Here is a 25,036-nt window from a genome sequence, read left to right as displayed (position 1 = left end):
TGGTTCCACATCAAGTGCTGGCAACACCGGTCAGGGGCCCCAGCGCCGCGCCCTTCGGGAGCCACTGAGAGCCTTGATAGCTGCGTTGCTCTGACTCGATTTGGAACCACCAAACCTTCGCCATCGCGCCTTGCTCTCAAGGCTCTCAGTGGCTCAGTAGGTCAGCGAATTAACCAGACGGGACACTAGTTTCGGGAAGAAACTGATCGAGCTAGACTGAAATCACGTATTACAAGTGACGTTTTAACAACCGGAGACAACACGTGAGCGGCATCCCCGTCGGAATCAGCACCTGCCTGCTGGGCAAGGAAGTCCGCCATGACGGCGGCCACAAACATTCCCGCTACTGTACCCAGGTACTTTCAAAGCATTTTGAATTCCGGTCCATCTGCCCCGAACTGGAAGCCGGCCTCGGCGTCCCACGCCCCGCCATCCACTTGCGGGAGTATCCCGATAGTATCCGTCTGATCGAGACCAAGGGCACGGCCGATCACACCGATGAAATGAACGCCTTCATCGAGCAGATCATGCCCGCCCTCTCGGACCTCAGGGGTTACATCCTGATGGCGAAGTCCCCGAGCTGTGGCATGGAACGCATCAAGGTACACAACGAGGAAGGCCGGGTAGTCCGCCGGGACGGCCGGGGCCTGTTCGCCGAAGCCCTGATGCGTGCCTATCCGCTGATTCCGGTGGAGGAAGAAGGCCGGCTGAACGACGACATGTTGCGTGAGAACTTCATCGAACGGGTCTTCGCCTACGACGACTGGATGCAGAACGTCGCCGGCGAAAACCTATCCGCGCAGGCCCTGATCGAATTCCATACCCGGCACAAATTCCAGCTTCTGGCCCACTCGGAAAAGATCTACCGCCAGCTTGGCCCGCTGCTGAGCGACCTGAAGTCCGAACCTCTGGAGAACATCGCAGACGAATACATTCACCTGTTCATGGAAGCCATGAGCCAGAAAGTCAGCCGCGGCTCCCACATGAACGCGATGATGCACCTGCTGGGCTACCTCAAGGACTCCATGCACGCAGAGGAAAAGAAAGTATTGCTGGAACAGATGGAAGCCTACCAGCGCGGGGAAGTGCCGCTGGTGGTGCCCATGACCCTGCTGCGCATGGCCCAACGGCGAGAGCCGGTGGATTATCTGAATGTGCAGAAGTATCTGACCCCGTATCCGGATGAGTTGGGGCTGCGGAATAACGTCTGAAGGCGGAAAGAGGGGTCAGAAGAAGGCTTTCTTCTGACCCCGGAGCATGACGTGAATTCGGAGCCAGCCGGAAGCACAGGGGTCTGATGAAAACCTTCATCTGACCCCGTTTTGATGAAGAAGGGGTCAGAAGAAAGCTTTCTTCTGACCCCGGCGGTTCACGTCAGAACCCATACAACAAAGACAGCGAAGTCTCCATGTCGGTATTCTCCGACCCCTCCGGCGGCTCAGACACATGCTTGACCCGGAATGCCACCTTCATCGACAGATTACCCACTACAGTCGACTGTAACGATGTCTCCGATTCACTGACGGCGTTGTTGTCATCCAGGCCAATTTCAGTACTCAGCTTCTGACGAAACAGCGAGTTCTCGGACAGCGCATAATCAAAATGCCCCGCCAGCCGGGCGATGGCTTCTTCCTCGGCATTCTCGCCGTCCGCGTTGGGCTCGTTCAGCCGGTTGTAGCGATAACCGGCACCGGCCGAGAGGTCCAGGAAGGAATGCTCCCCGGATTCCCAGACCCGGTGGCCGTAACCGGTGGTGGCGGTGGCTTCGAAGTCGTACCCGGAGAAGCGGTCATCTTCATAGGAGCCCCGCAGGAACCAGTACTGGCGCTCGGCGAACTTGAGGTCGGTCTGGCCTGTTGCCTTGTACTCCTCGGTCGTGGTTTCACCCTCGGCTTCGGAGTACTTCGAGCTGAGTTCGCCGGTGTTGCGCCATTTCTCGATTTCATGGATCAGGGTCAGTCGGCCGTTGACATTGGTTTCCTCGGAATTGCCCGAGGTCACCAGCACGCCCAGTTCGGCCTCGCCTTCCCAGTCCGAGGCGTCCTGTGCCTGCACGAACGGCGCAAACGCCGTAAGCGTTACTGCGATTGCGTGTCTGAACCCCATGAAACCTCCTGTCGGTTGAATATCAGGCACCCGCGGTTTTACGAGCCTTTTCTCCTTCCAGACTTTTTCTGGCCTGAGCTTCGCGGTCTGCTTTCTTGCGGGCCTTGCGCTCGGCGATGATGCGGGCCGCTTCGCCGCCAACGTGCACTTCGCCGCGTTCCTCGGCCAGACGCATCTGGCGCTCGCGCTCCTTGAACCGGGCCTTCTGTTCCTCGGTCAAGGAGTCGATGCACTGGTGGCAGCTGACGCCCTGCTCGTACTCGGGGCGCTGCTTGTCTTCCTCGGTAATCGGGCGGCGGCAGGCGTGACATTGATCATACTCACCGCGCTCGAGCCGGTGGTTCACCGTTACCCGGTCATCAAAGACAAAGCATTCCCCGTGCCAGAGGCTCTGCTCTTCGGGTACGTCTTCCAGGTACTTCAGGATGCCACCCTTGAGGTGATACACCTCATCGAAGCCCTGTTCCTTCAGGTACGCGGTGGATTTCTCGCAGCGGATACCGCCGGTGCAGAACATCGCGACCTTCTTGTGCTTTGAAGGATCCAGGTTTTCCTTCACGTACTCGGGGAACTCGCGGAAGGTGTCGGTGGACGGATTAACCGCGTTCTTGAAGGTGCCGATCTCCACTTCGTACTGGTTTCGGGTGTCGATCAGCAGCACTTCCGGATCGGAGATCAGGTCGTTCCATTCCTTCGGGTGGACGTAGGTACCAACCACGCGCTTCGGGTCGATGCCTTCCACGCCCATGGTGACGATCTCTTTCTTGAGCTTCACTTTGGTGCGTCTGAACGGCTGGATGTCGACAAAGGATTCTTTGTAGTCGATGCCGTCGAAGCGCTCGTCGCTGGCAATCCAGGTTTTGACCGCGTCGATGCCTTCGCGACTGCCGGCGATGGTGCCGTTGATGCCTTCCCGGGCCAGCAGCAGGGTGCCGTGGACGTCTTTTTCCAGCATCAGGTTCAACAGGGGCCGGCGTAGGTCTTTGTAATCGTTCAGGACTGCGAACTTGTAGAGTGCGCAGACCACTACTTCATTGCTCATGGTTTTCTCCTGCGGGCCGGATCGTAAATCCGGAGCATGGGTTTGGTTCAATCGCGGGTTTCGCGAGGGCGCAAAGTTTAACCAACTTGGAACCTCAAGCAAGTCCGGGATACACGCAGCCTTGAGGTAGACGACCGCCTGCCAACAGTCATCCCCCTGCCAAAATACGCTGTAAATACGTCCCTGTACGCTCGGCTTCGCCCCTCACTGCTAAATGCTCCTGCGTCGCAGTGAGGGTCCTGGGCAGGTCGTCCTTGGCCTGCCCGTGAAGCGCTTTCGCGCTCCACCCATGGCTCCGCACGATTTTGGCAGGGGGATGACTGTCGGCAGGCTGCTTATCAGTTAGCCTGCTTGTTCAGCTCTCGCTCTACTACTGCCGACAGCTGGCCCCAGCCCGGACGCGTCAGCTGGATGTTGTCCACATAAACAGTCGGCGTGCCCATCACCCGCATCTGCGAAGCGGCCTGACGGCTCTGTTCGACATCCTCGCGGTGCAACTCGGACTCCATGCAGTTCCGGAACCGACGCTCGTTCAGGCCGAGATCACCGGCGTAGCGGGTGAATGTGGCTACCGGGTCGTTGGAGCCGCTCCATTCGGTCTGGCTGCCGTAGAGCTGGTCATGCATCTGCCAGTAGGCGTCCTGGTCGCCGGCGCAGCGGGCGGCAAGGGCTGCAGGCATGGCGCTTTCGTGTTGCCGGAGCGGCAGGTCGAAGTAGACGAAGCGGACTTTGCCGGTTTCGACGTATTCCTGTTTCAGGCGCTTGCTCGCTTCGGAGAAGCGGCCGCAGGCGGGGCACTGGTAGTCGGCGAATTCCCGGACGACCACGGGGGCGTTTTCGTCTCCGACCGAGACACCGTACTGGTCGAGCTGTGCCGGGAAGGGTTGCGCGTCAGGTGCGGCTACGGGCAAGGCGTCTGAGCCGGGCTCGGGTGACGAGGTCAGGAAATACAGGCCGGCGAACACGGCGATGGCAACGACTGCGGCGATGCCGATGATAAGGCCACGATTGCCGGACTTGCCGGACTTGCCGGACTTGCCGGACTTGCCGGACTTGCCGGACTTGCCGGACTTGCCGGAGGATGGTATTCCAGTTTGTTTGCGGCGTTTCGCTTCACCCATGTCAGGGCTCCCTTTTGATTTTTGAATGTTCCGATCCGATGGGCCATCCGTCGTTTGCACGGGGGCCGAGGCACGCTAAGATCCTTTATATCCTACAAAAGTTCCGATAAAAATTAAGGAAATGCCATGCCATTGCCCTCCTCGCTTGCCGATTCGCTTTCACTGCCCCTTGTGGCAGCCCCCATGTTTCTCATTTCCGGCCCGGAACTGGCGCTGGCCTGCTGCAAGGAAGGCATCGTGGGAACTTTTCCGGCGCTGAACCAGCGCACCAGCGAAGGTTTCGAGCAGTGGCTGGTGCAGATGCATGAGGAACTGGAACAGTTTCGCTCTGAAAACCCGGACACCAGGGTGGCACCCTGGGCGGTGAACCTGATTGTCCATCGCAGTAACCCTCGCTGGCAGGCGGATCTGGAGCTGTGCGTGAAGCACAAGGTGCCCATGGTGATCACCTCCCTGGGCGCGGCCAGTCAGGTGGTGGATGCGGTGCACAGTTACGGCGGGCTGGTGTTCCATGACGTCACCAACCAGAAGCACGCCCGCAAAGCGGCCGAGGCCGGTGTGGATGGCATTATCGCGGTGGCGGCCGGTGCCGGCGGCCATGCGGGTACCATCAATCCGTTCGTGCTGGTCCATGAAATCCGGGAAGTATTCGACGGCACCATCCTGCTCGCCGGTGGGCTTTCCCACGGTGAGGATATCTTGGCGGCCCAGGCGCTGGGCGCGGATCTGGCCTATGTTGGCACGCGGTTTATCAACACAACCGAGTCGCAGGCGGAAGATGCCTACCGGAACATGATCATCGAGGCGGTTTCGGCGGACATCATCCATACCCCGGCCGTCTCCGGCGTCCCCGCCAGCTTCATGCGCCAGAGCCTGGAAGCGGCGGGATATGACATGGACAAACTGAACCAGGCCGGCGATATCAATTACGGCGAGAAGCTGAAACCGGTGGATGATGAGGCCAAGGCCTGGAAGACTGTGTGGTCAGCCGGCCAGGGGGTGAGCCAGATCCACGACGTGCTGAGGGTGTCAGACCTCGTGGACCGGCTTAAGCAGGAATACCGGGAGGCTCGCTCCCGGGTTTGTGGTTGAAAGTCAGGGAAGTTGTTCGACGACGAAATTAATCGTTGTCGTCCTCCTCCAGTTCAATTTCTTCTATCTCGTATCGGGCACCGTTAAATCGATACTCGACTTCAACAACGGGCTGCTGACCCGCATCTACCAGTGCCTGCAGCTCAGATTGTTGAATGCCATCGAAATCGGCGTCCACCGCATACAAATCAAGACCGAGCACCCGGATCCGATCATCTACCATTTCCGTTATACGACCGGTCAACTCATACTCGCCATCAGCCGCATCATCCCCTCGTTCAATGACCAGTGCTTCCAGATATCCACTACCATCGCTGTTAAACCGGTCTACGCCATCAACGGTCAATTCCAAGGACGTCTGCAGATCCCTGAGGGCAAGTCTGGTTTCGTCATCGTCGTCAGTAATGATGGTAAGCGACGAAACCTGAACCAGCACTCCACCGATTCGCAACTGACTTGAGGAATAATCGATCTCCGAGGTTCTGGCGGCTTCGACTTCCGAGTCCGCCTCTCGTAACTCGATTTCTTCCGCGGTGATGGTGCCATCACTCTCAAAATCACCCTCGACCTGGACCAACAGCCCTGGAACCAATTGCTCGGGACCGGAGAGTGCGTCGTCGAACTCTGTCTCCGGGGTCACACGGACGGTCAGGCCGTTAATGGTAAAGATCTCATTCGAGCTGTTGTAGGCAGAAGCAACCGGTCCTACAAACTCGATATCACCTTCATCATCCAGGGTGTAACGACGGAAATCGTCGCGCTCAATTTCGTTGGCCTGAAGTACACCTCCAACGAGGTTGCCTTCGACTTCAACCGAAACACCAACCGCCAGATCTTCACGAGCCAGGTCTGTGAACTCCGCCCCGCCATAGAAGATTAGCTGCGATCCGATATTGAACGTCTCGTCCGAAGTGTTGATCGAGGAAATATCACCCTCGAGTTCCACTTCGTTGAAGTCATCAAAATCATCAAGATTTGAGCTTGATCTGAGCCCCAGGAACGAAGCACGGAACTCACCATTCGGAAGCCTCCACCCGGATATCCGGACGAAATCTCCATTTGCCAGATTCACTACTGCCTTGCCTTTGATAACCGTCTGGCCATCGATATGGACGGTCCTGCCGAGGATTTCGATGACGGCGGTTTTGGTGATAATATCCCACGGCTGGATAATCAGGATTTCGCCACGAAGGGTATCGTCATAGGTGAGCCCCGAGGCCTCTCCGGTACCGTCGGTGAACCACTCTCCTTGCACCTCGAGTACCATGCCCGTCTGCAAACGGGACTCAGCGGCTAAACCGTCATCGCCACCCACCGATCCTCCAAGAGAGTCGGTATCGAATTTAACCCCATTAACAAACACACTCCCGAACCCGGACACCGGGCCGACGCTCGATCCGGTTCCCCGGATGCCTCCGTCCGCCACGTCCAGGCTCGTGCCCGCGCCACCGCCACAGGCGGAAAGGATTCCCAGTGCCAGGGTGCTGGCTGTCAGTCCGATTGATCGATAGAACAAGTTCCGTTTCATTCGTCTCTCCCTGCCTGCACAGGATCCTCAAAGTAAAAGATACTCACCCCGGTACGCACCGGCTCGCCGGTGTGGTTGCCGGTGCGGTTGCCCGCAATTCCCCGGTCGTGGGGCCCGAGCCACTTGTCGAGCTGTTCAAGCAGGGCCTGGGACTGGGCAGCGGCATGGGCGCGCCAGCGGTCCATGATTTCCGGAGGAATGTTGTCGTAGGTCAGTGTCCGTTGGAACAGGGGTTGCTGGCCCAATTCGCTACTTACAAGGTTATAGTCGATAGTTGCGATAAGGTCAGATACGTCTTCCCCGAAAATCTGGAGCATTTCCTCGCTGTCACCGGCCGGCACATAGGCCCGCTGCTTGAGTTGAATCAGCCCCGAGTCACTGTCCACGGTCGCCACGCCCACCCGGACCAGCTCGTCCAGCACCGCGCGGGGCGGGACGTCACCGCTGTATTGCTTGACCAGTTCGCTGAAGCTCAGCGAGCCTTCGAACGAGAGCAAGGCCGGCTCACCATCGCGGGCCTGGAAGGCTTCGTCGCGCACCCAGCCGGACACCACGCGGGAAGCGCGGTTGGCATGGGTGGTGGTCTCGCGGACCGGATTCTCTCCGGCCAGGATCTCGCGCTGGCGTTTGACTTCCTTGCGGGTCAGGCCGGTCATCACTGCTGCCCGAGAATCGGTGGGTTTCCGGCGGCCGCCGGAAAAATCTTCCAGCGCGGCTTCCACATAGGCTCGTTTGACCAACTCCGCGAACTCCCCGAAGGGGATGCCATTACGCAACAATAATCGGGCAAGAGGGCGCAGAATTCGGAACAGAGCCTGGTGCAGGGGCTTGATATCAGTGTCGTTCATCTTTGGGATTGTATTCCCAAGGCAGACCCGAAGCCAGAGCGCGGTTGCCCGCGCCCGGCGAAGGCCTCAATCGTCGAGACTGCCGGTCAGCCGGTATTGGCCGCCAGATGTTGCCGCATATTCCACCTCGACTTCATCGCCGACAGAGACACCGGAAAGACTGTACCCGTTGGCCAGAATTTCCAGGTTCATGAGGGTGATAGAGGTACCGGAGACAGCCGTTACCCGGCCTTCCAGTTCGAAATCATTATCGTCGTCGTCATCGTCCCGCTCGATACTGATGGCTTCGAGGTAACCACCCTCGTCGTCACGTTGACGCCCCTCGATCTCAAGATACTCTCCTACTGACAGGCTGTTGAGATCGTCGATCCGGTCACGGCTGTCATCGTCCTCGCTGTCATCATCGCGGATCAGGGTCGCACCGGTCAGGCGCACGTCTACTCCACTCACCACGAGCCGCTCGGCGGCCAGATCGATGGACTCGATCACGCCATCAATCTCGGCATCACCGTCCCGACCTTTGACTTCCTCGGCGATCAGCACTCCATTCCGGAACTCGCCCTCGACCTTGACCCTGAGGCCATTCTGGAGGCTGTCCTGGCTCAGGTCGTCGAACTCGGTGTCTGAGGTCAGCCGAACGGTTACCCCATTGACCTCAAACTGGCCTGCAGCGGCGTCATAGTTGGCAATGTCACCGGCCACTTCGGCATCGTCATCATCGTCAAACAGATCGTCTTCATCGTCGATCTCCTCGGCTAGCAGGGTATCGCCAGCGGCGTTCAGCTGGCCTTCCACCTCAACCACGAGGCCATTTTCAAGGGCATCAAGACTGAAGTCGTCATCGGCAACCGCGCTGGTGTAATCCACCTTGAAGCCATTGATCGTGAAATTCTGGGCGACCGGATCCAGGTCGGCCACGACTCCTTCAAGCTCGGCCTCGTTGGCATCGTCCATACTGGTACCGAGGGGCCGAACACTCACATAGGCTGCCTGGAATCGACCATCATCCAGGCGCCAGCCGCTGACCCGCACCTGATAGCCGGTCGGATCACTGGCCAGAGTGACCGGGCTGACGCCGCCAAAAGCCGTCTGGCCATCCAGCAGTACGATCTGTCCCAGGAGCTCAAGCTGCCCGGTCCGGTTGACGTCATCCCAGCTCGCGCTGGTGACGGGCCCACGCAAGGTATCGTCGTAGCTCACCAGACGAGCCTCGCCCTCGCCATCATCGTCCCAGCTACCGTTGACCTTGAGCATCATGCCCTTCTCGAGCTGATCCTCGCGCTTGATGCCGTCATCGCTGTCGACACTTCCATCGGTGTGGAACCGGGTTCCGTTGACATACACGCTGCCGAAGCCGGTGACCGGGCCGACGCTGGTGCCATCTGAGGTGGTGCTGACTGTGTCTGTGGAGGAGCTGCCGCCACCACCGCACGCCGCAAGTGAGCCGGCCAGAGTGCCGGTGAGGGCAAGTTTTACTGCCAGAGTCAGGGGATTGCGTTTCATTGATCTTCTCCAGATTGTTGCTTTCATTTTGGGCCGGCGGGAGTCTTTGTCATATTTGGGATTTATTTCCCATTTTAATATTTGGGAATTTAGTCCCAATATTCTGCGCCGTCCAGATTTTGATCATTAAATTTTGGTGACGGGGAGACAGGTGAAGGAGGGGTCAGATGAAGGCGTTCATCTGACCCCGGAGTTAAGGCTCGAATTTCTCAGGTGATCTGGGCGTGAAGCTGGGGTCAGATGAAGGCTTTCATCTGACCCCGTCTTCAAGAGGTCTCACTCCCCCAGCAAATGCCGCAACTGCCGGTTGAGCCGGTCCACCTCCCGGCGCATTTCCTGCACTTCGTCCAGCAGGTCCAGCGACATCGCCAGGCCCGGCAGGTTGATCTTGAGATCCCGCTGCAGCCGCATGGCCTTGCGCAGGCGGCTCAGGGCGGCGACATCAAACTGCCACTGCCCGGCCTCGGGGATATCCTCGACGGGCGCGATGACGCCGTAGTTCACCAGTTTGATGACAAACTCGGCGTGGCAGTCGCCCCGCTCGCAAATTTCTCGCAGGGTGAAGGTGCCGCCCTCGGAGTCCACCACTTCCACGGTCAGAATCTGGTCTTGCCTGGTCATTTCCTACCCCCGCTCAGACATGGAGCTTGCTGCGTGGATTGAAGTTCTTTTCGGCCTCGGCCAGCTGCTCGTAGAGCTTTTCGGCTTCCGGCGTGTGCTGCTCGGGCATGGCAACCTGCAGGATCACGATCTGATCACCCGGATGTTTGCCAGGGAAGCCCTTGCCCTTGAGTCGAAGCTTGCGGCCACTGGTGGATCCCTTCGGCACTTTCACATTCACCTTGGAGCCGACGGTGGGTACGGTCACGGTTGTCCCCAGTGCTGCCTCCCAAGGTGCCACTGGCACTGTAATCAGCACGTCGCGCCCTTCCACGGTGAAATGCGGATGCGGCGCGAACTCGATCTCGATGAAGAGATCTCCCGGCTCGCCGCCACCAATGCCCGGAGAGCCCTGGCCTTTCAGGCGGATGTGCTGACCTTCGCGCATGCCGGCGGGGATTTTCACCTTCAGGGTTTTCTGGCGGGGAACCACGCGGCCCTGCTCGTCTGCCTCATGCACAGTAAACGACATGTGCTTGTCGCAGCCGTGGAAGGCTTCCTCAAGGAACAGCGCGAGACGGGCATGAACGTCCTCCCCGCGCATGCGAACATTCTGACGGAAACCGCCACCACTGAATCCACCGGAGAAACCACCCCGGCGACCGCCGCCGAAGATTTCCTCGAAGAAGTCACTGAACTGGCTGGAATCGGCGTCGGTAAAACCACCACCGCCAAAACCGGAGGCACTCTGCCAGCCGGGTGGTGGTTCGAACGAGCCATCGCCCCGGGCACCGTATTTACGTAACTGGTCGTATTCCGCACGCTTCTCCGGGTCCTTCAGGACTTCATAGGCCTCGCCAACGTCCTTGAACTTTTCATCGGCCTTTTCTTCCTTGCTGACGTCCGGATGGTATTTCCGCGCCAGCTTACGGTAGGCCTTCTTGATTTCCTCGGGGGTGGCAGACTCGCTCACACCAAGTACGGCGTAATAGTCTTTGAATTCCATTCCGGTCCTCGCCACTGGTTAATCGTTCTGAGCTTTTTGCTCGTTTGCTAACCACTATATTTGATGAGGTTCAGGAAATTACAAGGGTTGGCTGATACTTACTTGAGGTACGTCAGGGTTGGGAGTTTGAAATCCGTAGCCTGCGAATCCTGGTGGAAGCGCCGAGGTGGATAGACCATTCAGAAAACGCCCGTGAATACATCCCTGTAGGGCTTCGTCGCGCCATCCCTGGCGCTCCAGATTTCTGAATGGTCTATCCACCTCGGCTCAGTCAGGCATTCCCGATATATCGGGGTGCCAGACAAAATTGGGGCGGAGGCCCTGTTCAAAACTGTCTGTGGCCAAGGATGGCCACAGCCAAGCCCTACAGGGACGTACTTGCGGGCGTGTTTTGAACAGGGCCTCCGCCCCAATCTGCCCCCGCAACCCTCAGGCTACGAGAACAACCTGCTCCAGACCTTACTTGATCTTCGGATCCAGCTCGCCGGCCGCATACCGCTCGAACATACGTTCGAGATTGATCGGCTTGATCTTGCTGGCGTTGCCGGCACAGCCGAAAGCTTCGTAGCGTGCGATGCACACTTCGGTCATGGCCTTCATCGTTTCCTTGAGGAATTTGCGCGGGTCGAACTCGGCCGGGTTTTCGGCCAGGAAGCGACGGACTGCGCCGGTGCTGGCCAGACGGAGGTCGGTGTCGATGTTGACCTTGCGCACGCCGTGCTTGATACCTTCGACGATTTCCTCGACCGGGACACCGTAGGTTTCCGGGATTTCACCGCCGTATTCGTTGATAATTTTCAGCCACTCCTGGGGTACGGAGCTGGAGCCGTGCATGACCAGGTGGGTATCGGGAATCCGGGCGTGGATTTCCTTGATGCGGTCGATGGCCAGGATGTCGCCGGTGGGCGGACGGGTGAACTTGTAAGCGCCGTGGCTGGTACCGATGGCAATAGCCAGGGCGTCCACCTGGGTCTTCTTGACGAAGTCGGCGGCTTCTTCCGGGTCGGTCAGCATCTGGCTGTGATCCAGGGTACCTTCAGCGCCAATACCATCCTCTTCGCCGGCCTGGCCGGTTTCGAGGGAGCCCAGGCAGCCCAGCTCGCCTTCCACGGAGACGCCACAGGCGTGGGCCATTTCGACGGTGCGACGGGTAACGTCGACGTTGTATTCGTAGTCGGTCGGGGTTTTACCATCTTCACCCAGGGAGCCATCCATCATGACGGAGCTGAAGCCCAGCTGGATGGAGCGCTGGCACACGGCGGGGCTGGTGCCATGATCCTGGTGCATGACGACCGGGATGTGCGGGAATTCCTCGATCGCGGCCAGGATCAGGTGGCGCAGGAACGGAGCGCCGGCGTATTTGCGGGCACCGGCGGAGGCCTGGACGATGACCGGGGAGTCGGTCTTGTCGGCAGCTTCCATGATGGCCCGCATCTGTTCCAGGTTGTTTACGTTAAAGGCTGGCACACCGTAACCATGCTCGGCGGCGTGGTCCAGAAGTTGCCGCATCGATATCAGGGCCATGGGTTGTCTCCTTCATTGGATCTTGGGTAGTTGAATTCTGCTGTGCTTCAGACTTGGGAGTCTGCTTCGGCTGGCAGCGGGGGTGGCTTCCGGGGACACGCCGTGAATACGCTCCTGTAGGCTTGAGCGCAGCATCCATGCAGCCCTCAGTCCCGTGAAGTCACCCCCCCGCCACCAGCCTCGCGAATCTATCTCTTGTGTCGCCCTTTAGGCGCCACGCTCTTCCAGCACCGCTACTGCCGGCAGTGTCTTGCCTTCCACGAATTCAAGGAACGCGCCGCCGCCGGTGGAGATGTACGAGATTTTGTCAGCAACGCCGTACTTGTCAACGGCGGCGACGGTGTCGCCACCGCCGGCAAGGGAGAAGGCGTCGCTTTGGGCGATGGCTTCGGCCAGGGCTTTGGTGCCGTTGCCGAACTGGTCGAATTCGAAGACGCCGACCGGGCCGTTCCAGAGGATGGTTTTGGCGTTTTTCAGCAGCTCGGCGAATTTGCCAGCGGTTTCGGGACCGACGTCGAGGATCATGTCACCCTCGGCAACATCGGAGATGTTCTTGGTGGTGGCGGTGGCGGTTTCGGCGAATTCGCTGGCGACCACTACGTCTTCCGGCAGCGGGATTTCGACGCGGCTGGCAATCTCTTTGGCGGTGTCGATCAGGTCGTGTTCGCACAGGGATTTGCCGACGGGGTGGCCCGCGGCTGCCAGGAAGGTGTTGGCGATGCCGCCGCCGACGATGATCTGGTCGCAGACTTTTTCGAGGGCGTTGAGGACGTCCAGTTTGGTGGAGACCTTGGAGCCGCCGACGATGGCAACGACCGGTTTGGCCGGGTTGTCCAGGGCCTTGCCGAGGGCTTCGAGTTCGGCAGCCAGCAGCGGGCCGGCGCAGGCTTCGGGGGCGAAGCGGGCAACGCCGTGGGTGGAAGCCTGGGCGCGGTGGGCGGTGCCGAAGGCGTCCATGACGTAGACGTCGCACAGGGCGGCGTACTTTTTGGACAGTTCTTCGTCGTCTTTCTTTTCGCCCTTGTTGAAGCGGACGTTTTCGAACAGGACGACTTCTCCGTCGGCTACATCCACACCTTCCAGGTAGTCCTTGATCAGGCGAACTTCCTGGCCGAGGACTTTGGTCAGGTGGTCGGCGACGGGCTTCATGGAGGAGGCTTCGTCGTAGACGCCTTCTTCCGGACGGCCCAGGTGGGACATCAGCATGACTTTGGCACCGGCGTCTTTCGCTGCCTTGATGGTGGGCAGGGAGGCGCGGATGCGGGCGTCGCTGGTTACCTTGCCGTCTTTGACCGGTACGTTGAGGTCTTCGCGGATCAGGACCCGCTTGCCGGCGAGGTCCAGGTCGGTCATTTTTTTGATGGCCATTTGTTCGTCCTTAAATTTGCGGTTGTTCAGTCAAGTCAAGCTGGGGTCAGATGAAGGTTTTCATCAGACCCCTGAGAAATCCGGAGCTTGGTCTATGAGGTCGGGGTCAGATGAAAACTTTCATCAGACCCCATTTTCAGTCTTGCTCTCTGGGGATCAGCCCCCTTTTTCAGTCTTTCCCAGCCAACAACGGCTGACATCCAGCATCCGGTTGGCAAACCCCCACTCGTTATCAAACCAGCACAGCACTTTCACCATGGTGCCGCCGGTCACCCGCGTCTGGCCGCCATCGACGATGCCGGAGTGGGCGTCGTGGTTGAAGTCGGAGCTGGCCAGCAATTCATCGGTATATCCGAGGATACCTTTTAAAGGCCCTTTTGCGGCGCTCTCTAACAACTTGTTAACGGCCTCGACAGACGTAACCGCGCCAACGTTGACCACCATATCGATGGCCGAGACGTTCAGGGTCGGCACGCGCATGGCCACGGAGCTGAACCGGCCTTCCATGTGGGGCAAAAGGCGTTCGATGCCGCGGGCCAGGCCGGTATCCACCGGTACGATGTTGTGCAGGGCGCTGCGGGTGCGGCGGAGGTCCTGGTGGTGGTAGGCATCAATCACCGGCTGATCGTTCATGGCGGCGTGTATGGTGGTAGTGCTGCCCTGCTTCACGCCAAGTGCGTCATCCAGCACCTTGATCACCGGCACCAGGCAATTGGTGGTGCAGGAGGCTGCGGCAACAATCTCGTCCTCGCCGGTCAGCTCCGCGTCGTTGACTCCGAACACCACGGTGCGATCGACATCCGACTCGGCGGGCTGGGAGAACAGCAGCCGTTGGGCACCGGCATCGATATGCTTCTGGGCCGTCGCCCGGTCGGAAAAGGAGCCGGAGCATTCCAGCACCAGATCCACATCCAGCAACCGCCAGGGGAGATCAGCCGGGTCCGGATGCTGCAATACGCGGATGCGGTCGCCGTTTACAACCAGGTTATCGCCCTCGACGGTAATGTCACCCCGGAAACGGCCGTGGGTGGAGTCGTAGCGGGTCAGATGGGCGATGGTGTCGATATCCGACAACTCGTTGATCGCGACCACCTGCAGGTGGTCGCGATAGCCGTTTTCATAGAGCGACCGCAACACACACTGGCCGATCCGGCCGTACCCGTTGATGGCAATACGAAAAGGCTTTGAGTTGCTCATCAGGCGTCCAGCAGTTCGTCAGCCACTTCCAGGATGTTGTCGACGGTGAAGCCGAACTCCTTGAACAGCTCGCCCGCCGGAGCGGACTCACCGAAAGTGGTCATGCCCACCACGCGACCGTCGAGGCCAACGTACTTGTACCAGTAGTCAGCAATGCCGGCTTCCACTGCGATGCGGTTGGTCACTTCCAGCGGCAGCACCTGCTGCTTGTATTCGGCACTCTGGGCGTCGAACACATCGGTGGACGGCATGGAAACCACGCGGACGGCCTTGCCCTGTTCGCGCAGCTTGGCGGCGGCGTCCTGGGCCAGGCCTACTTCACCACCGGTGGCGATCAAGATCAGCTCGGGTGCACCTTCGCTGTCCGACAGGATGTAGCCACCGCGGGCAACATTGGCCAGCTGTTCAGCGGAACGGTCCTGGTGCGGCAGGCCCTGGCGGGAGAAGACCATCGCTGTGGGACCGTCGTTGCGCTCCAGCGCAGCTTTCCAGGCCACCGCGGATTCCACGGTATCAGCCGGGCGCCAGGTGCTCATGTTTGGGGTGGTACGCAGGCTGGCCAGCTGCTCGACCGGCTGGTGGGTCGGGCCATCCTCGCCCAGGCCGATGGAATCATGGGTGAACACGAAGATGGAGCGCTGTTTCATCAGCGCCGCCATACGCACGGCATTACGGCAGTATTCCATGAAGATCAGGAAGGTGGCACCGTAAGGCACGAAGCCGCCGTGCAGGGCGATGCCGTTCATGATGGCGGCCATGCCGAATTCACGCACACCGTAATAAATGTAGTTGCCGGAGGCGTCCTCTTTGGTCAGTCCCTTGCTGCCACTCCAGATGGTCAGGTTGGAACCGGCCAGGTCCGCAGAGCCGCCCATCAGTTCCGGCAGCAGCGGGCCGTACGCGTTCAGGGTGTTCTGGGAGGCCTTGCGGGAAGCGATGGCCTCGTCTTTATCCTGGCACTCCTGGATAAACGCCTCGGCCTTATTGGCGAAGTCCGCGGGCAGGTCACCGGCCATGCGACGGGTGAACTCGGCGGCCAGCTCAGGCTCGGCCTTTTCGTAGGCCGCAAACTTCTCTTCCCATGCCTTCTGCGCTTCTGCGCCCTTTTCTTTGGCGTTCCAGGCGGCGTAAATGTCTTCCGGCACCTCGAACGGGCCATACTCCCAACCCAGCTGCTCTCGGGTCAGGGCGATCTCGTCGTCACCCAGCGGTGCGCCGTGGCAACTTTCCTTGCCCTGTTTGTTCGGGGAGCCGAAGCCGATGATGGTCTTGCAACAGATCAGGGTGGGCTGCTCGGTGTTGGCGCGACCGGCCTCGATGGCAGCGCGGATGGCCTCTGCGTCGTGGCCGTCCACGTTTGGAATCACCTGCCAGCCATAGGATTCGAAACGCTGCGGGGTGTTGTCGGTGAACCAGCCTTCCACGTCGCCGTCGATGGAAATGCCGTTGTCGTCGTAGAAAAAGATCAGCTTGCCCAGGCCCAGTGTGCCAGCCAGGGAACAGACCTCATGGGAAATGCCTTCCATCAGGCAGCCGTCGCCCAGGAACGCATAGGTGTAATGATCAACGATCTCGTGACCGGCACGATTGAACTGCGCCGCCAGGGACTTCTCGGCAATGGCAAAACCGACGGCATTGGCGATGCCCTGCCCCAGCGGGCCGGTGGTGGTCTCGATGCCCGGCGTGTAGCCGTATTCCGGGTGGCCCGGAGTCTTGGAGTGCAGCTGACGGAAGTTCTTCAGGTCGTCGATGGAAACGTCATACCCGCTCAGGTGCAGCAGCGAGTACTGCAGCATGGAGCCGTGGCCGTTGGACAGCACGAAGCGGTCACGGTTGGCCCAATGCGGGTTGGCCGGGTTGTGGCTGAGATAATCGTTCCACAGGACCTCGGCGATATCTGCCATACCCATGGGCGCGCCCGGGTGGCCGGACTTGGCTTTCTGAACCGCATCCATGCTCAGCGCGCGAATGGCGTTGGCGAGATCTTTACGAGACGGCATTGACGTTTCTCCAGTGTTTTGCAGGAAAAGAATTCGTGGTGATTAAGAGAGTGATCAAAAATAAGGCGCGTATTTTCGCCGATTAGTGTGTGCCGGGGCAAATCAGCCTGCTTCCTTTTCACGATTGTTTGCCTGTGGATTCCCGAAACGGCTGATTTCAAAGCGCGATAAACCTATATCAAAAATTTTTGATATACCTATTGATTGACCAGCCGAACCCACCTACACTTCGCAACCATGACCTCATTGAATGCACATGCGAATCAACTCGCCTCGGTGGAAGCCCTGGCCCCGATTTTCAAGGCGAGCGGCGATCCGCTGCGCCTTGAGGTTCTGCGTGTGCTGCGCCGGGACACCTTTGGTGTGCTGGAGCTGAGCCAGTTGTTCGACATGCGCCAGTCCGGCATGAGCCATCACCTGAAAGTGATGCACAAGGCCGGGTTGCTGGAGCCGCAGCGGGAAGGTAATGCCATTTTCTACCGCCGCCCCCTGCACCTGGACAGCGACAAGCTCACCGACCAGACCATCCGGCAGATTTTCGAGATGGTGGACCGCGTGCCTCTGGCCGAACCGCTGCAGAGGAAGATCGAGGCGATTCGCGATCAGCGGGCGGACCAGTCCCAGGCATTCTTCTCCCGGCACGCCGAGCAGTTCCGGGAGCAGCAGGAACTGATTGCCGCCTTTGATCTGTATGCCGAACCCACGGCGGAACTGATCCGCAGCAGGGCCGGCAGGCAGGACTGGCAGACGGCACTGGAAATAGGCCCAGGTGAAGGTGCGTTTCTGCCGGTGCTGTCCGGTCTGTTCGGGCACGTGGTGGCCCTGGACAACAGCCGAAACATGCTGGCCAAAGCCACGCGGACCTGCATCGACGAAAAACTGAACAACGTGGACCTGATCGAGGGCGTGACCGACACCTTGCTGGCCCGGGGCGACTCCTTCGACCTGGTGGTGGCCAACATGGTGCTGCACCACGTACCCAGCCCCGCGGACATCTTCCTGGACGCCGCGGCGCTGATGAACAACGGTGGCTGCTTCGTGATCAGCGATCTGTGCAGCCACGACCAGGACTGGGCCAAGGAGAACTGCGGTGACCTCTGGCTCGGCTTCGAGCCCGAGGAACTGACCAGCTGGGCAGCAGATGCTGACCTTGTGGCCGGCGAGCAGCTGTTTATCGGCCTGCGCAACGGCTTCCAGGTACAGGTACGGGAATTCTGGAAAACCTCCAGACCGGCCTGAGGGATTGGCCGAAACAGGAATATCAAAAAGTTTTGATATGGGCATAGGTAGTTTTACGTATGCCCTGACAACCCGAATCAACCAGGCAGCCGGCACCGGTCACATTTGACCCCGGCACGAATTTGAAGCGCTCACAGAGGAGCAAGCACCTATGTCTGATTACAACATCTTTACCTCCGAATCGGTCTCCGAAGGCCACCCGGACAAATTGGCGGACCAGATCTCCGACGCGGTCCTGGATGCCATCCTGACCGAAGACAAGCACGCCCGCGTGGCCTGTGAAACCATGGTCAAGACCGGCGTTGCCATCATCGGCGGCGAAATTACCACCAGCGCCTGGGTTGACCTGGAAGACCTGGTTCGTGGCGTGATCAACGACATCGGTTACACCTCCTCTGACGTGGGTTACGACGGCAACACCTGCGGCGTAATCAACATCATCGGCAAGCAGTCCGTGGATATTGCCCAGGGCGTTGACCGTCAGAAACCGGAAGACCAGGGCGCCGGTGACCAGGGCCTGATGTTCGGCTTCGCCAGCAACGAGACCGACGTCCTCATGCCGGCCCCGATCACCTACTCCCACCGTCTGGTCCAGCGCCAGGCCGAAGCCCGCAAGAGCGGCCTGCTGCCGTGGCTGCGCCCGGACGCCAAGAGCCAGGTCACCTGCCGCTACGAAAACGGCAGGGTTACCGGCATCGACGCCGTGGTCCTGTCCACCCAGCACGACCCGGACGTCAGCCAGGCAGACCTGAAAGAAGCGGTGATGGAACTGATCGTCAAGCACGCACTGCCGGCAGAGCTGCTGCACAAGGACACCCAGTTCCACATCAACCCGACCGGCAAGTTCGTCATTGGCGGCCCGGTGGGTGACTGCGGCCTGACCGGCCGGAAGATCATCGTCGACACGTACGGCGGCATGGCCCGCCACGGCGGCGGCGCCTTCTCCGGCAAAGACCCGTCCAAGGTCGACCGTTCCGCCGCTTACGCCGGCCGTTACGTGGCCAAGAACATCGTCGCCGCCGGCCTGGCCGACAAGTGCGAGATCCAGGTCTCCTACGCCATCGGCGTAGCAGAGCCGACCTCGATCTCCCTGAATACCTTCGGCACCGGCAAGATCAGCGACGACAGGATCGTCGAAGTGGTCCGCCAGAACTTCGACCTGCGTCCGTATGCCATCACCCGCATGCTGGACCTGCTGCACCCGATGTACCGGGAAACCGCAGCCTACGGTCACTTTGGCCGTGACCCGTTCGAGAAGACTGTCGGCAACGATACCTTCACCGCGTTCCCGTGGGAGAAGACCGACCGCGCCGAGGCGCTTCGGGACGCTTCCGGGGTTGAGAGTGCCGGGTCTGGCCTCTGAGTCTGTTTTTGCGAAGCCCGCCACCTTTCGGGGTGGCGGTGCTGAGTTATCTCCTTCGGGGACACGCTACGAGCACATCCATGTGCGCTTGTTTCGGGCCGTCCTTGGCCCTCAACAGTCCCCGAAGGAGATAACTCATCACCGCTCGAAATTTTTGGTGAATGAATATCAGAAAACAGAAAAGGTCTTGGTTCAGCGATCCATTGAAAAGACCTGTGTGAAAAGCGCGGCGCATTAATGACCGCAAACACCCAAAGTTTGAGAGAGGGGGTGGGGGAAATCTTCCGTGGAATGTTGAAGGCCAAGGATGGCCTGAAACAAGCGCACATGGACGTGCTCGTAGCGGTTCCACGGAAGATTTCCCCCACCCCCGACACTCCCAAATTCCGAGGCCACCGGATCAAAACTCCGGAGCCAAAAAGAACTGAGAGGAGAACACCATGAGCACTCCGGCAGAAAAACTGAACAACTTCGACGACTACAAAGTCCGCGATATCTCCCTGGCCGACTGGGGCCGCAAGGAAATCAAGATCGCCGAAGGCGAAATGCCCGCCCTGATGGCCCTGCGAAACAAATACAAGGCAGAGCAGCCGCTCAAAGGCGCCAACATCATGGGCTGCATCCACATGACCATCCAGACCGCGGTTCTCATTGAAACCCTGATCGAGCTGGGTGCCAACGTCCGCTGGTCCTCCTGCAACATCTTCTCCACCCAGGACCAGGCCGCCGCGGCCATCGCTGCCCAGGGCATCCCCGTGTTTGCCTGGAAAGGCGAGACTGAAGACGAGTATGAGTGGTGCCTCGAACGCACCGTGGGCGCCGACGTGGACGGCTGGGAGCCGAACATGATCCTGGACGACGGCGGCGACCTCACCGCCCTGCTCCATGACAAGTATCCGGAGATCCTCGAAAAGAGCCACGGCATTACCGAGGAAACCACCACCGGCGTTCACCGTCTGCAGGAAATGCTGCGCGAAGGTAACCTGAAGGTGCCGGCGATCAACGTGAACGATTCCGTGACCAAGTCCAAGAACGACAACAAGTACGGCTGTCGACACAGCCTGAACGACGCCATCAAGCGTGCCACCGACCACCTGCTGTCCGGCAAGAAAGCCCTGGTGATCGGTTACGGTGACGTGGGCAAGGGTTCCGCCCTGTCCCTGCGCCAGGAAGGCATGATCGTGAAAGTGACCGAAGCGGATCCGATCTGTGCCATGCAGGCCTGCATGGACGGCTTTGAGGTGGTGTCTCCTTACATCGACGGCGTGAACACCGGCACTGAGCAGGGTATCAACAAGGATCTGCTGGGCAACACCGACCTGCTGGTGACCACCACCGGTAACGTCAACGTGTGTGACGCCAACATGCTCAAGGCACTGAAGAACGGCGCCGTAGTGTGCAACATCGGCCACTTCGACAACGAGATCGATACCGCCTACATGCGCAAGAACTGGGAGTGGGACGAGGTGAAGCCGCAGGTTCACGTGATCTACCGTGACAAGGCCACCAACGACCACCTGATCCTGCTGTCCGAAGGCCGCCTGGTGAATCTGGGCAACGCCACCGGTCACCCGTCCCGGATCATGGACGGTTCCTTCGCCAACCAGGTGCTGGCGCAGATGTATCTGTTCGAGCGCAAGTTCGGTGACCTGCCTGCAGACTCCAAGTCCAAAGGCGTCTACGTCCAGGTTCTGCCGAAGCAGCTGGACGAGGAAGTGGCCCGCGCGATGGTGGAAGGTTTTGGTGGCGTGATCACCAAGATGACTCCGGAGCAGGCGAAATACATCGGTGTACCGGTCGAAGGCCCGTACAAGCCGGAAAGCTACAGGTACTAAGCGGAACAGATCATGGAATCCCAGAAGCAATTCAAGCGCCGTTTCAGCTTCGAGTTTTTCCCGCCCAAGACAGATCAGGGCAAGGAGAAGCTGCAGATGGTGCGCAACAAGCTGGCCGAGGTGAACCCGGATTTCTTCTCGGTCACCTTCGGCGCCGGCGGCTCCACCCGGGACCGCACCATTGAAACCGTGCTCAGCCTGCACAAGCAGGGCATCTCCACGGCGCCACACCTGTCCTGCGTGGGTGGCACACGTGAAGAGATCGGCGAGCTGCTGGACCTGTACAAGGAAAACGGCATCAGCCGGATCGTCGCCCTGCGCGGCGACCTGCCCTCGGGTATGGGTGCTTCCGGTGAGTTGCGCTACGCCAACGAGCTGGTGGCGTTCATTCGGGAACACAGCGGCGACCACTTCAACCTGGAAGTGGCCGCCTACCCGGAATTCCATCCCCAGGCCCGCAATGCCGAGGAAGATCTGAAGAATTTTGCCCGCAAAGTACAGGCCGGCGCCAACAGCGCCATCACCCAGTACTTCTTCAATGCGGACAGCTACTTCTACTTCATTGAGCGCCTTGAGAAGATGGGTGTCACCATTCCGGTGGTGCCGGGCATCATGCCCATCGTCAACTTCTCCAGTCTGGTGCGGTTCTCCGACATGTGCGGCGCGGAAATCCCACGCTGGATCCGCAAGCAGCTGGAAGCCTACGGCGACGACAGCGACAGCATCCGCAAGTTCGGCGAAGAAGTGGTAACCGACATGTGTGAGCGCCTGCTGAAGGCAGGTGCACCGGGGCTGCACTTCTATACCCTGAACCAGGCAGAGCCAAGCCTGAGTATCTGGAAGAATCTGGGGATCAGTGATCGGGAGAAAATTGCATTCTGAATGCCCGGATAACATGGGGTCAGATGAAAGCCTTCATCTGACCCCTTTTTTTACCCCCCCCGGGGTCTGAAGAACGCCTTCTTCCGACCCCACCTCCCCCCCAAGCATTTGATTTTCGGCAACCTGATCGGTAATAGTCTAAAGTGTATGTGTTGCAATCCGATAAACGCTCCCCGGAAGCCATGGTCACCAGCAGTGGCTGTTCCGGCTTGCCTTACCGGGCAAAGGGGGCCTGAAAAAAGCATAAGGAGAAAGCATGAGCACGAAATGGCTGAAGACTCTTGGCGCCAGCCTGGCACTGACTGTGGCGGCGGGAACAGCTAGCGCGGAAACTCTCAAAGTGGTCACCGACCCAAGCTTTGTTCCGTTCGAGATGATGGACCAGGAAACCGGTGAGATGATCGGCTTCGACATGGAAATCATCCGCGAAGTGGCCGATCGCGCCGGCTTTGAGATCGACCTGAACACCATGGACTTCAATGGCATCATCCCGGCCCTGCAGACTGGCAACGTAGATATCGCCATTGCCGGTATCACCATCACCGAGGAACGTGAGCAGATCGTCGACTTCTCAGACCCGTACTACGATTCCGGTTTGCGTATTCTGGTTCGCGAGGGCAATGATGAGGTCAAAACTTTTGACGACCTGGAAGGCATGAAAATCGGCACCAAAATTGGCAGCACTTCCTACGATTATCTGATGGCCAACCTGGAAGCCGATGACGGTGTAACCCCTTACCCGGGCAGCTCCGACATGTACATGGCGCTGATGTCCCGTGCCATCGACGCGGTCTTCTATGACGCCCCCAACGTTGGCTACTTCGCTCGCACCAAGGGTGAAGGCAAGGTCACCACCGTCGGCCCGCTGTATGAAGGCCAGCAGTATGGCATTGCCCTGGTCGAGGGCAGCGAATGGGTTGACGAGGTCAACGCTGCACTGGCTTCCATGAAGGAAGACGGCACCTACAAGAGCATCTATGAGAAGTGGTTCGGCCCGATGCCGGAAGGCATGTAAGGGCTGGAGGATCATCCGATCCGGTTCCCCGCGCCGGGGCCCCTGTGCCCCGGCTGTTCCTGACTCCAACTTCCTGCGGAGACACTAACCGTGGAATTCCAGTTCCAGTTCGATTGGCAAGCAGCCATCGACTCTATCCCCTTTCTGCTCAAAGGGATCCCCTACACCCTCTTGATCTCGTTTGGCGGCCTGCTTATCGGTTTCGTGCTGGGCATCATTTTTGGCCTGCTGAGCATCAACAAGAAGTGGTTCCTGCGCTGGCCGGCAACCGCTTACATCGAAATCTTCCGGGGCACCCCGATCCTGGTCCAGGTGCTGTTCATTTTCTACGGCCTGCCCGACCTGATTGGCGGACCGATTGATCCGCTGACCGCCGGTATTGCCGCGATTGCCCTGAACTCGGGAGCCTACATCTCAGAAGTGGTCCGGGGCGGCGTGCAGTCCATCGACAAGGGCCAGACCGAAGCCGGCCTTTCTCTGGGCCTGTCGCGTACCCAGACCTTCTGGTCCATCATCTGGCCACAGGCGTTCCGCCGCATGATTCCGCCCCTGGGCAACCAGGCCATCGTCAGTATCAAGGACACCTCCCTGTTCTCCGTTATCGGTGTCGGTGAGCTGGTCCGTCAGGGTCAGATCTACATCGCCAACACCTTTACCGCGTTCGAGGTGTATTTTGTGGTGGCCATCCTTTATCTGGCGATTACCCTGTCCCTGTCATTCATCCTCCGCCTGGTAGAGCGGCGCGGACTGGCATCTGTCTGAAGGAAAGGTACCCATGACTCATATCGTAGAAATGAAGGGCATGAACAAGTACTTCGGCAAGCTGCATGTCCTCAAGAACATTGACCTGACGGTCGAACAGGGTGAAGTGGTGGTCATCATCGGCGCCAGTGGTTCCGGCAAATCCACCCTGATCCGCTGCGTGAACGGCCTCGAGGAATTCGAATCCGGGAAACTGGTGGTGGACGGCCAGGCCCTTGCCCCCAAAGGCGGTAACCAGAAAGCCCTGAGCGAAATCCGCAAGGAAGTGGGCATGGTGTTCCAGCAGTTCAACCTGTTTCCTCACCTGACGGTGAAGAAGAACATCATGCTGGGGCCCATAAAGGTGAAGAACGCCTCTCAGGTGGTTGCCAATGCCACCGCCGAGCGCCTGCTGAACCGGGTTGGTATCGGCAACCAGGCAGACAAGTACCCGAGCCATCTCTCTGGCGGCCAGCAACAGCGTGTGGCCATCGCCCGCGCCCTGGCTATGGAACCGCGCCTGATGCTGTTCGACGAGCCGACATCCGCCCTCGATCCGGAAATGATCGGCGAAGTGTTGGATGTCATGCGCGAACTGGCCAAGGAAGGGATGACCATGATGGTCGTGACCCACGAGATGGGCTTCGCCCGGGAAGTGGCCGACCGGGTCATCTACATCCATGAAGGCCAGATCGTGGAACAGGGCAAGCCGAACGACGTGTTCGACAACCCGCAGAATGAACGCACCCAGGCGTTCCTCTCAAGGGTACTCGCTCACTGACCCCGCCCGGCCCCAAGCCCCCAATCCGGGGGCTTTTCTGTTTCAGTGGCCCGTTACAACAACTGGCGGGCCTCCTGATACTCACTCTCGATCTTGGCGTGGCAATCGTCCGCCAGAAATCTCGCCACCTTTTTACCCAGAAGCGGCACATCGCAACGCACGCTCAACAGGACATGATTGGTGCACTCCTCCCCGGAGCCCAGAAGACGCATCATGCCCTTGATTTTCGCCGGCACGCATTCGAT

At 59.4% G+C, this 25,036-nt stretch carries 22 protein-coding genes; 9 read left to right on the top strand and 13 right to left on the bottom strand.

From position 1 onward, the window contains the following. Window positions 1-263: 263 nt before the first annotated feature. Complete coding sequence (locus R6W86_RS18560) at window positions 264-1,211, top strand: YbgA family protein (RefSeq protein ID WP_410330828.1); 948 nt, start codon at window positions 264-266, stop codon at window positions 1,209-1,211. A gap of 163 nt (window positions 1,212-1,374) precedes the next feature. Here the strand turns inward: R6W86_RS18560 and R6W86_RS18555 are convergent, their stop codons facing one another. The 3 genes from R6W86_RS18555 to R6W86_RS18545 all read right to left on the bottom strand — a co-directional run bounded on the left by R6W86_RS18555 (window position 1,375) and on the right by R6W86_RS18545 (window position 4,269). Then, a complete protein-coding gene (locus R6W86_RS18555) occupies window positions 1,375-2,106 on the bottom strand; it encodes a YdiY family protein (protein WP_410330827.1) in 732 nt (243 codons plus the stop codon). A gap of 22 nt (window positions 2,107-2,128) precedes the next feature. Beyond that, on the bottom strand, window positions 2,129-3,148 hold the full coding sequence (locus R6W86_RS18550) for a rhodanese-related sulfurtransferase (RefSeq protein ID WP_410330826.1): 1,020 nt from the start codon (window positions 3,146-3,148) through the stop codon (window positions 2,129-2,131). A gap of 338 nt (window positions 3,149-3,486) precedes the next feature. After that, window positions 3,487-4,269 carry a DsbA family protein gene (locus R6W86_RS18545; protein ID WP_410330825.1) on the bottom strand — a complete coding sequence of 261 codons (783 nt, stop codon included), beginning with the start codon at window positions 4,267-4,269 and terminating at the stop codon, window positions 3,487-3,489. A 126-nt stretch (window positions 4,270-4,395) separates the two neighbouring features. Here R6W86_RS18545 and R6W86_RS18540 point away from each other — a divergent pair, with 126 nt between their 5' ends. After that, window positions 4,396-5,361 carry an NAD(P)H-dependent flavin oxidoreductase gene (locus tag R6W86_RS18540; RefSeq protein WP_410330824.1) on the top strand — a complete coding sequence of 322 codons (966 nt, stop codon included), beginning with the start codon at window positions 4,396-4,398 and terminating at the stop codon, window positions 5,359-5,361. A gap of 28 nt (window positions 5,362-5,389) precedes the next feature. On the opposite strand, the gene R6W86_RS18535 is transcribed toward R6W86_RS18540, so the two are convergent. The 9 genes from R6W86_RS18535 to tkt form a co-directional block, all read right to left on the bottom strand. Then, entirely contained in the window at window positions 5,390-6,889 is a 1,500-nt protein-coding gene (locus R6W86_RS18535; RefSeq protein ID WP_410330823.1) for a DUF5666 domain-containing protein, read from the bottom strand. Beyond that, window positions 6,886-7,737: a DUF6502 family protein gene (locus R6W86_RS18530; protein ID WP_410330822.1), complete on the bottom strand. Its 852-nt coding sequence runs from the start codon at window positions 7,735-7,737 to the stop codon at window positions 6,886-6,888. Before R6W86_RS18530 ends, R6W86_RS18535 begins: the two co-directional genes overlap by 4 nt. 66 nt (window positions 7,738-7,803) lie before the next feature. Beyond that, window positions 7,804-9,240: a DUF5666 domain-containing protein gene (locus R6W86_RS18525; protein WP_410330821.1), complete on the bottom strand. Its 1,437-nt coding sequence runs from the start codon at window positions 9,238-9,240 to the stop codon at window positions 7,804-7,806. 276 nt (window positions 9,241-9,516) lie between these two features. After that, window positions 9,517-9,861 (bottom strand): chaperone modulator CbpM, encoded by a 345-nt coding sequence (locus R6W86_RS18520; protein WP_092001802.1) that lies wholly within the window; start codon window positions 9,859-9,861, stop codon window positions 9,517-9,519. Window positions 9,862-9,874: 13 nt separating this feature from the next. Continuing rightward, window positions 9,875-10,846, bottom strand: coding sequence for a DnaJ C-terminal domain-containing protein (locus R6W86_RS18515; protein ID WP_410330820.1), 972 nt, complete (start codon window positions 10,844-10,846; stop codon window positions 9,875-9,877). A 459-nt stretch (window positions 10,847-11,305) separates the two neighbouring features. Next, entirely contained in the window at window positions 11,306-12,370 is a 1,065-nt protein-coding gene (gene fba, locus R6W86_RS18510) for a class II fructose-bisphosphate aldolase (RefSeq protein WP_113863206.1), read from the bottom strand. 207 nt (window positions 12,371-12,577) lie between these two features. Next, window positions 12,578-13,738: a phosphoglycerate kinase gene (locus R6W86_RS18505; RefSeq protein WP_410330819.1), complete on the bottom strand. Its 1,161-nt coding sequence runs from the start codon at window positions 13,736-13,738 to the stop codon at window positions 12,578-12,580. 156 nt (window positions 13,739-13,894) lie between these two features. Beyond that, window positions 13,895-14,935, bottom strand: a complete 1,041-nt coding sequence (gap, locus tag R6W86_RS18500) for a type I glyceraldehyde-3-phosphate dehydrogenase (RefSeq protein WP_410330818.1) — start codon at window positions 14,933-14,935, stop codon at window positions 13,895-13,897. Further along, window positions 14,935-16,935 carry a transketolase gene (tkt, locus tag R6W86_RS18495; protein WP_410330817.1) on the bottom strand — a complete coding sequence of 667 codons (2,001 nt, stop codon included), beginning with the start codon at window positions 16,933-16,935 and terminating at the stop codon, window positions 14,935-14,937. The genes gap and tkt overlap by 1 nt, the downstream gene beginning before the upstream one ends. A gap of 237 nt (window positions 16,936-17,172) precedes the next feature. Between tkt and R6W86_RS18490 the strand changes: the two genes are divergently transcribed. The 7 genes from R6W86_RS18490 to R6W86_RS18460 all read left to right on the top strand — a co-directional run bounded on the left by R6W86_RS18490 (window position 17,173) and on the right by R6W86_RS18460 (window position 24,791). After that, window positions 17,173-18,174 carry an ArsR/SmtB family transcription factor gene (locus tag R6W86_RS18490; protein WP_410330816.1) on the top strand — a complete coding sequence of 334 codons (1,002 nt, stop codon included), beginning with the start codon at window positions 17,173-17,175 and terminating at the stop codon, window positions 18,172-18,174. Between the two features lie 151 nt (window positions 18,175-18,325). Beyond that, window positions 18,326-19,537 carry a methionine adenosyltransferase gene (gene metK / locus R6W86_RS18485; protein WP_410330815.1) on the top strand — a complete coding sequence of 404 codons (1,212 nt, stop codon included), beginning with the start codon at window positions 18,326-18,328 and terminating at the stop codon, window positions 19,535-19,537. 440 nt (window positions 19,538-19,977) lie between these two features. Continuing rightward, window positions 19,978-21,372: an adenosylhomocysteinase gene (gene ahcY, locus R6W86_RS18480; protein WP_410330814.1), complete on the top strand. Its 1,395-nt coding sequence runs from the start codon at window positions 19,978-19,980 to the stop codon at window positions 21,370-21,372. A gap of 12 nt (window positions 21,373-21,384) precedes the next feature. Next, window positions 21,385-22,254 (top strand): methylenetetrahydrofolate reductase [NAD(P)H], encoded by an 870-nt coding sequence (metF, locus tag R6W86_RS18475; protein ID WP_410330813.1) that lies wholly within the window; start codon window positions 21,385-21,387, stop codon window positions 22,252-22,254. 256 nt (window positions 22,255-22,510) lie between these two features. Beyond that, entirely contained in the window at window positions 22,511-23,269 is a 759-nt protein-coding gene (locus tag R6W86_RS18470; RefSeq protein ID WP_410330812.1) for a transporter substrate-binding domain-containing protein, read from the top strand. A gap of 90 nt (window positions 23,270-23,359) precedes the next feature. Continuing rightward, window positions 23,360-24,031 (top strand): amino acid ABC transporter permease, encoded by a 672-nt coding sequence (locus R6W86_RS18465; RefSeq protein ID WP_092001838.1) that lies wholly within the window; start codon window positions 23,360-23,362, stop codon window positions 24,029-24,031. 13 nt (window positions 24,032-24,044) lie between these two features. Further along, the gene (locus tag R6W86_RS18460) at window positions 24,045-24,791 is read left to right on the top strand and encodes an amino acid ABC transporter ATP-binding protein (RefSeq protein WP_410330811.1); all 747 of its coding nucleotides are present in this window, start codon (window positions 24,045-24,047) and stop codon (window positions 24,789-24,791) included. A gap of 53 nt (window positions 24,792-24,844) precedes the next feature. On the opposite strand, the gene R6W86_RS18455 is transcribed toward R6W86_RS18460, so the two are convergent. Continuing rightward, window positions 24,845-25,036 (bottom strand): DUF2505 family protein (locus R6W86_RS18455; RefSeq protein WP_410330810.1); only part of this gene is annotated, 192 nt, incomplete at its 5' end.

Origin of the sequence: Marinobacter sp. (genome assembly GCF_046484525.1) — a bacterium.
Taxonomy (GTDB): domain Bacteria; phylum Pseudomonadota; class Gammaproteobacteria; order Pseudomonadales; family Oleiphilaceae; genus Marinobacter.
This window is presented reverse-complemented; position numbering and strand designations above follow the sequence as displayed.

Coding starts and splice junctions, on each gene's coding strand:
- gap (WP_410330818.1), bottom strand. CDS start 14,935: ATGAGCAACTCAAAGCCTTTTCGTATTGCCATCAACGGGTACGGCCGG.
- R6W86_RS18515 (WP_410330820.1), bottom strand. CDS start 10,846: ATGGAATTCAAAGACTATTACGCCGTACTTGGTGTGAGCGAGTCTGCC.
- metF (WP_410330813.1), top strand. CDS start 21,385: ATGGAATCCCAGAAGCAATTCAAGCGCCGTTTCAGCTTCGAGTTTTTC.
- R6W86_RS18530 (WP_410330822.1), bottom strand. CDS start 7,737: ATGAACGACACTGATATCAAGCCCCTGCACCAGGCTCTGTTCCGAATT.
- ahcY (WP_410330814.1), top strand. CDS start 19,978: ATGAGCACTCCGGCAGAAAAACTGAACAACTTCGACGACTACAAAGTC.
- R6W86_RS18540 (WP_410330824.1), top strand. CDS start 4,396: ATGCCATTGCCCTCCTCGCTTGCCGATTCGCTTTCACTGCCCCTTGTG.
- R6W86_RS18505 (WP_410330819.1), bottom strand. CDS start 13,738: ATGGCCATCAAAAAAATGACCGACCTGGACCTCGCCGGCAAGCGGGTC.
- tkt (WP_410330817.1), bottom strand. CDS start 16,935: ATGCCGTCTCGTAAAGATCTCGCCAACGCCATTCGCGCGCTGAGCATG.
- fba (WP_113863206.1), bottom strand. CDS start 12,370: ATGGCCCTGATATCGATGCGGCAACTTCTGGACCACGCCGCCGAGCAT.
- R6W86_RS18555 (WP_410330827.1), bottom strand. CDS start 2,106: ATGGGGTTCAGACACGCAATCGCAGTAACGCTTACGGCGTTTGCGCCG.
- R6W86_RS18525 (WP_410330821.1), bottom strand. CDS start 9,240: ATGAAACGCAATCCCCTGACTCTGGCAGTAAAACTTGCCCTCACCGGC.
- R6W86_RS18520 (WP_092001802.1), bottom strand. CDS start 9,861: ATGACCAGGCAAGACCAGATTCTGACCGTGGAAGTGGTGGACTCCGAG.
- R6W86_RS18460 (WP_410330811.1), top strand. CDS start 24,045: ATGACTCATATCGTAGAAATGAAGGGCATGAACAAGTACTTCGGCAAG.
- R6W86_RS18545 (WP_410330825.1), bottom strand. CDS start 4,269: ATGGGTGAAGCGAAACGCCGCAAACAAACTGGAATACCATCCTCCGGC.
- R6W86_RS18535 (WP_410330823.1), bottom strand. CDS start 6,889: ATGAAACGGAACTTGTTCTATCGATCAATCGGACTGACAGCCAGCACC.
- R6W86_RS18470 (WP_410330812.1), top strand. CDS start 22,511: ATGAGCACGAAATGGCTGAAGACTCTTGGCGCCAGCCTGGCACTGACT.
- R6W86_RS18490 (WP_410330816.1), top strand. CDS start 17,173: ATGACCTCATTGAATGCACATGCGAATCAACTCGCCTCGGTGGAAGCC.
- R6W86_RS18550 (WP_410330826.1), bottom strand. CDS start 3,148: ATGAGCAATGAAGTAGTGGTCTGCGCACTCTACAAGTTCGCAGTCCTG.
- metK (WP_410330815.1), top strand. CDS start 18,326: ATGTCTGATTACAACATCTTTACCTCCGAATCGGTCTCCGAAGGCCAC.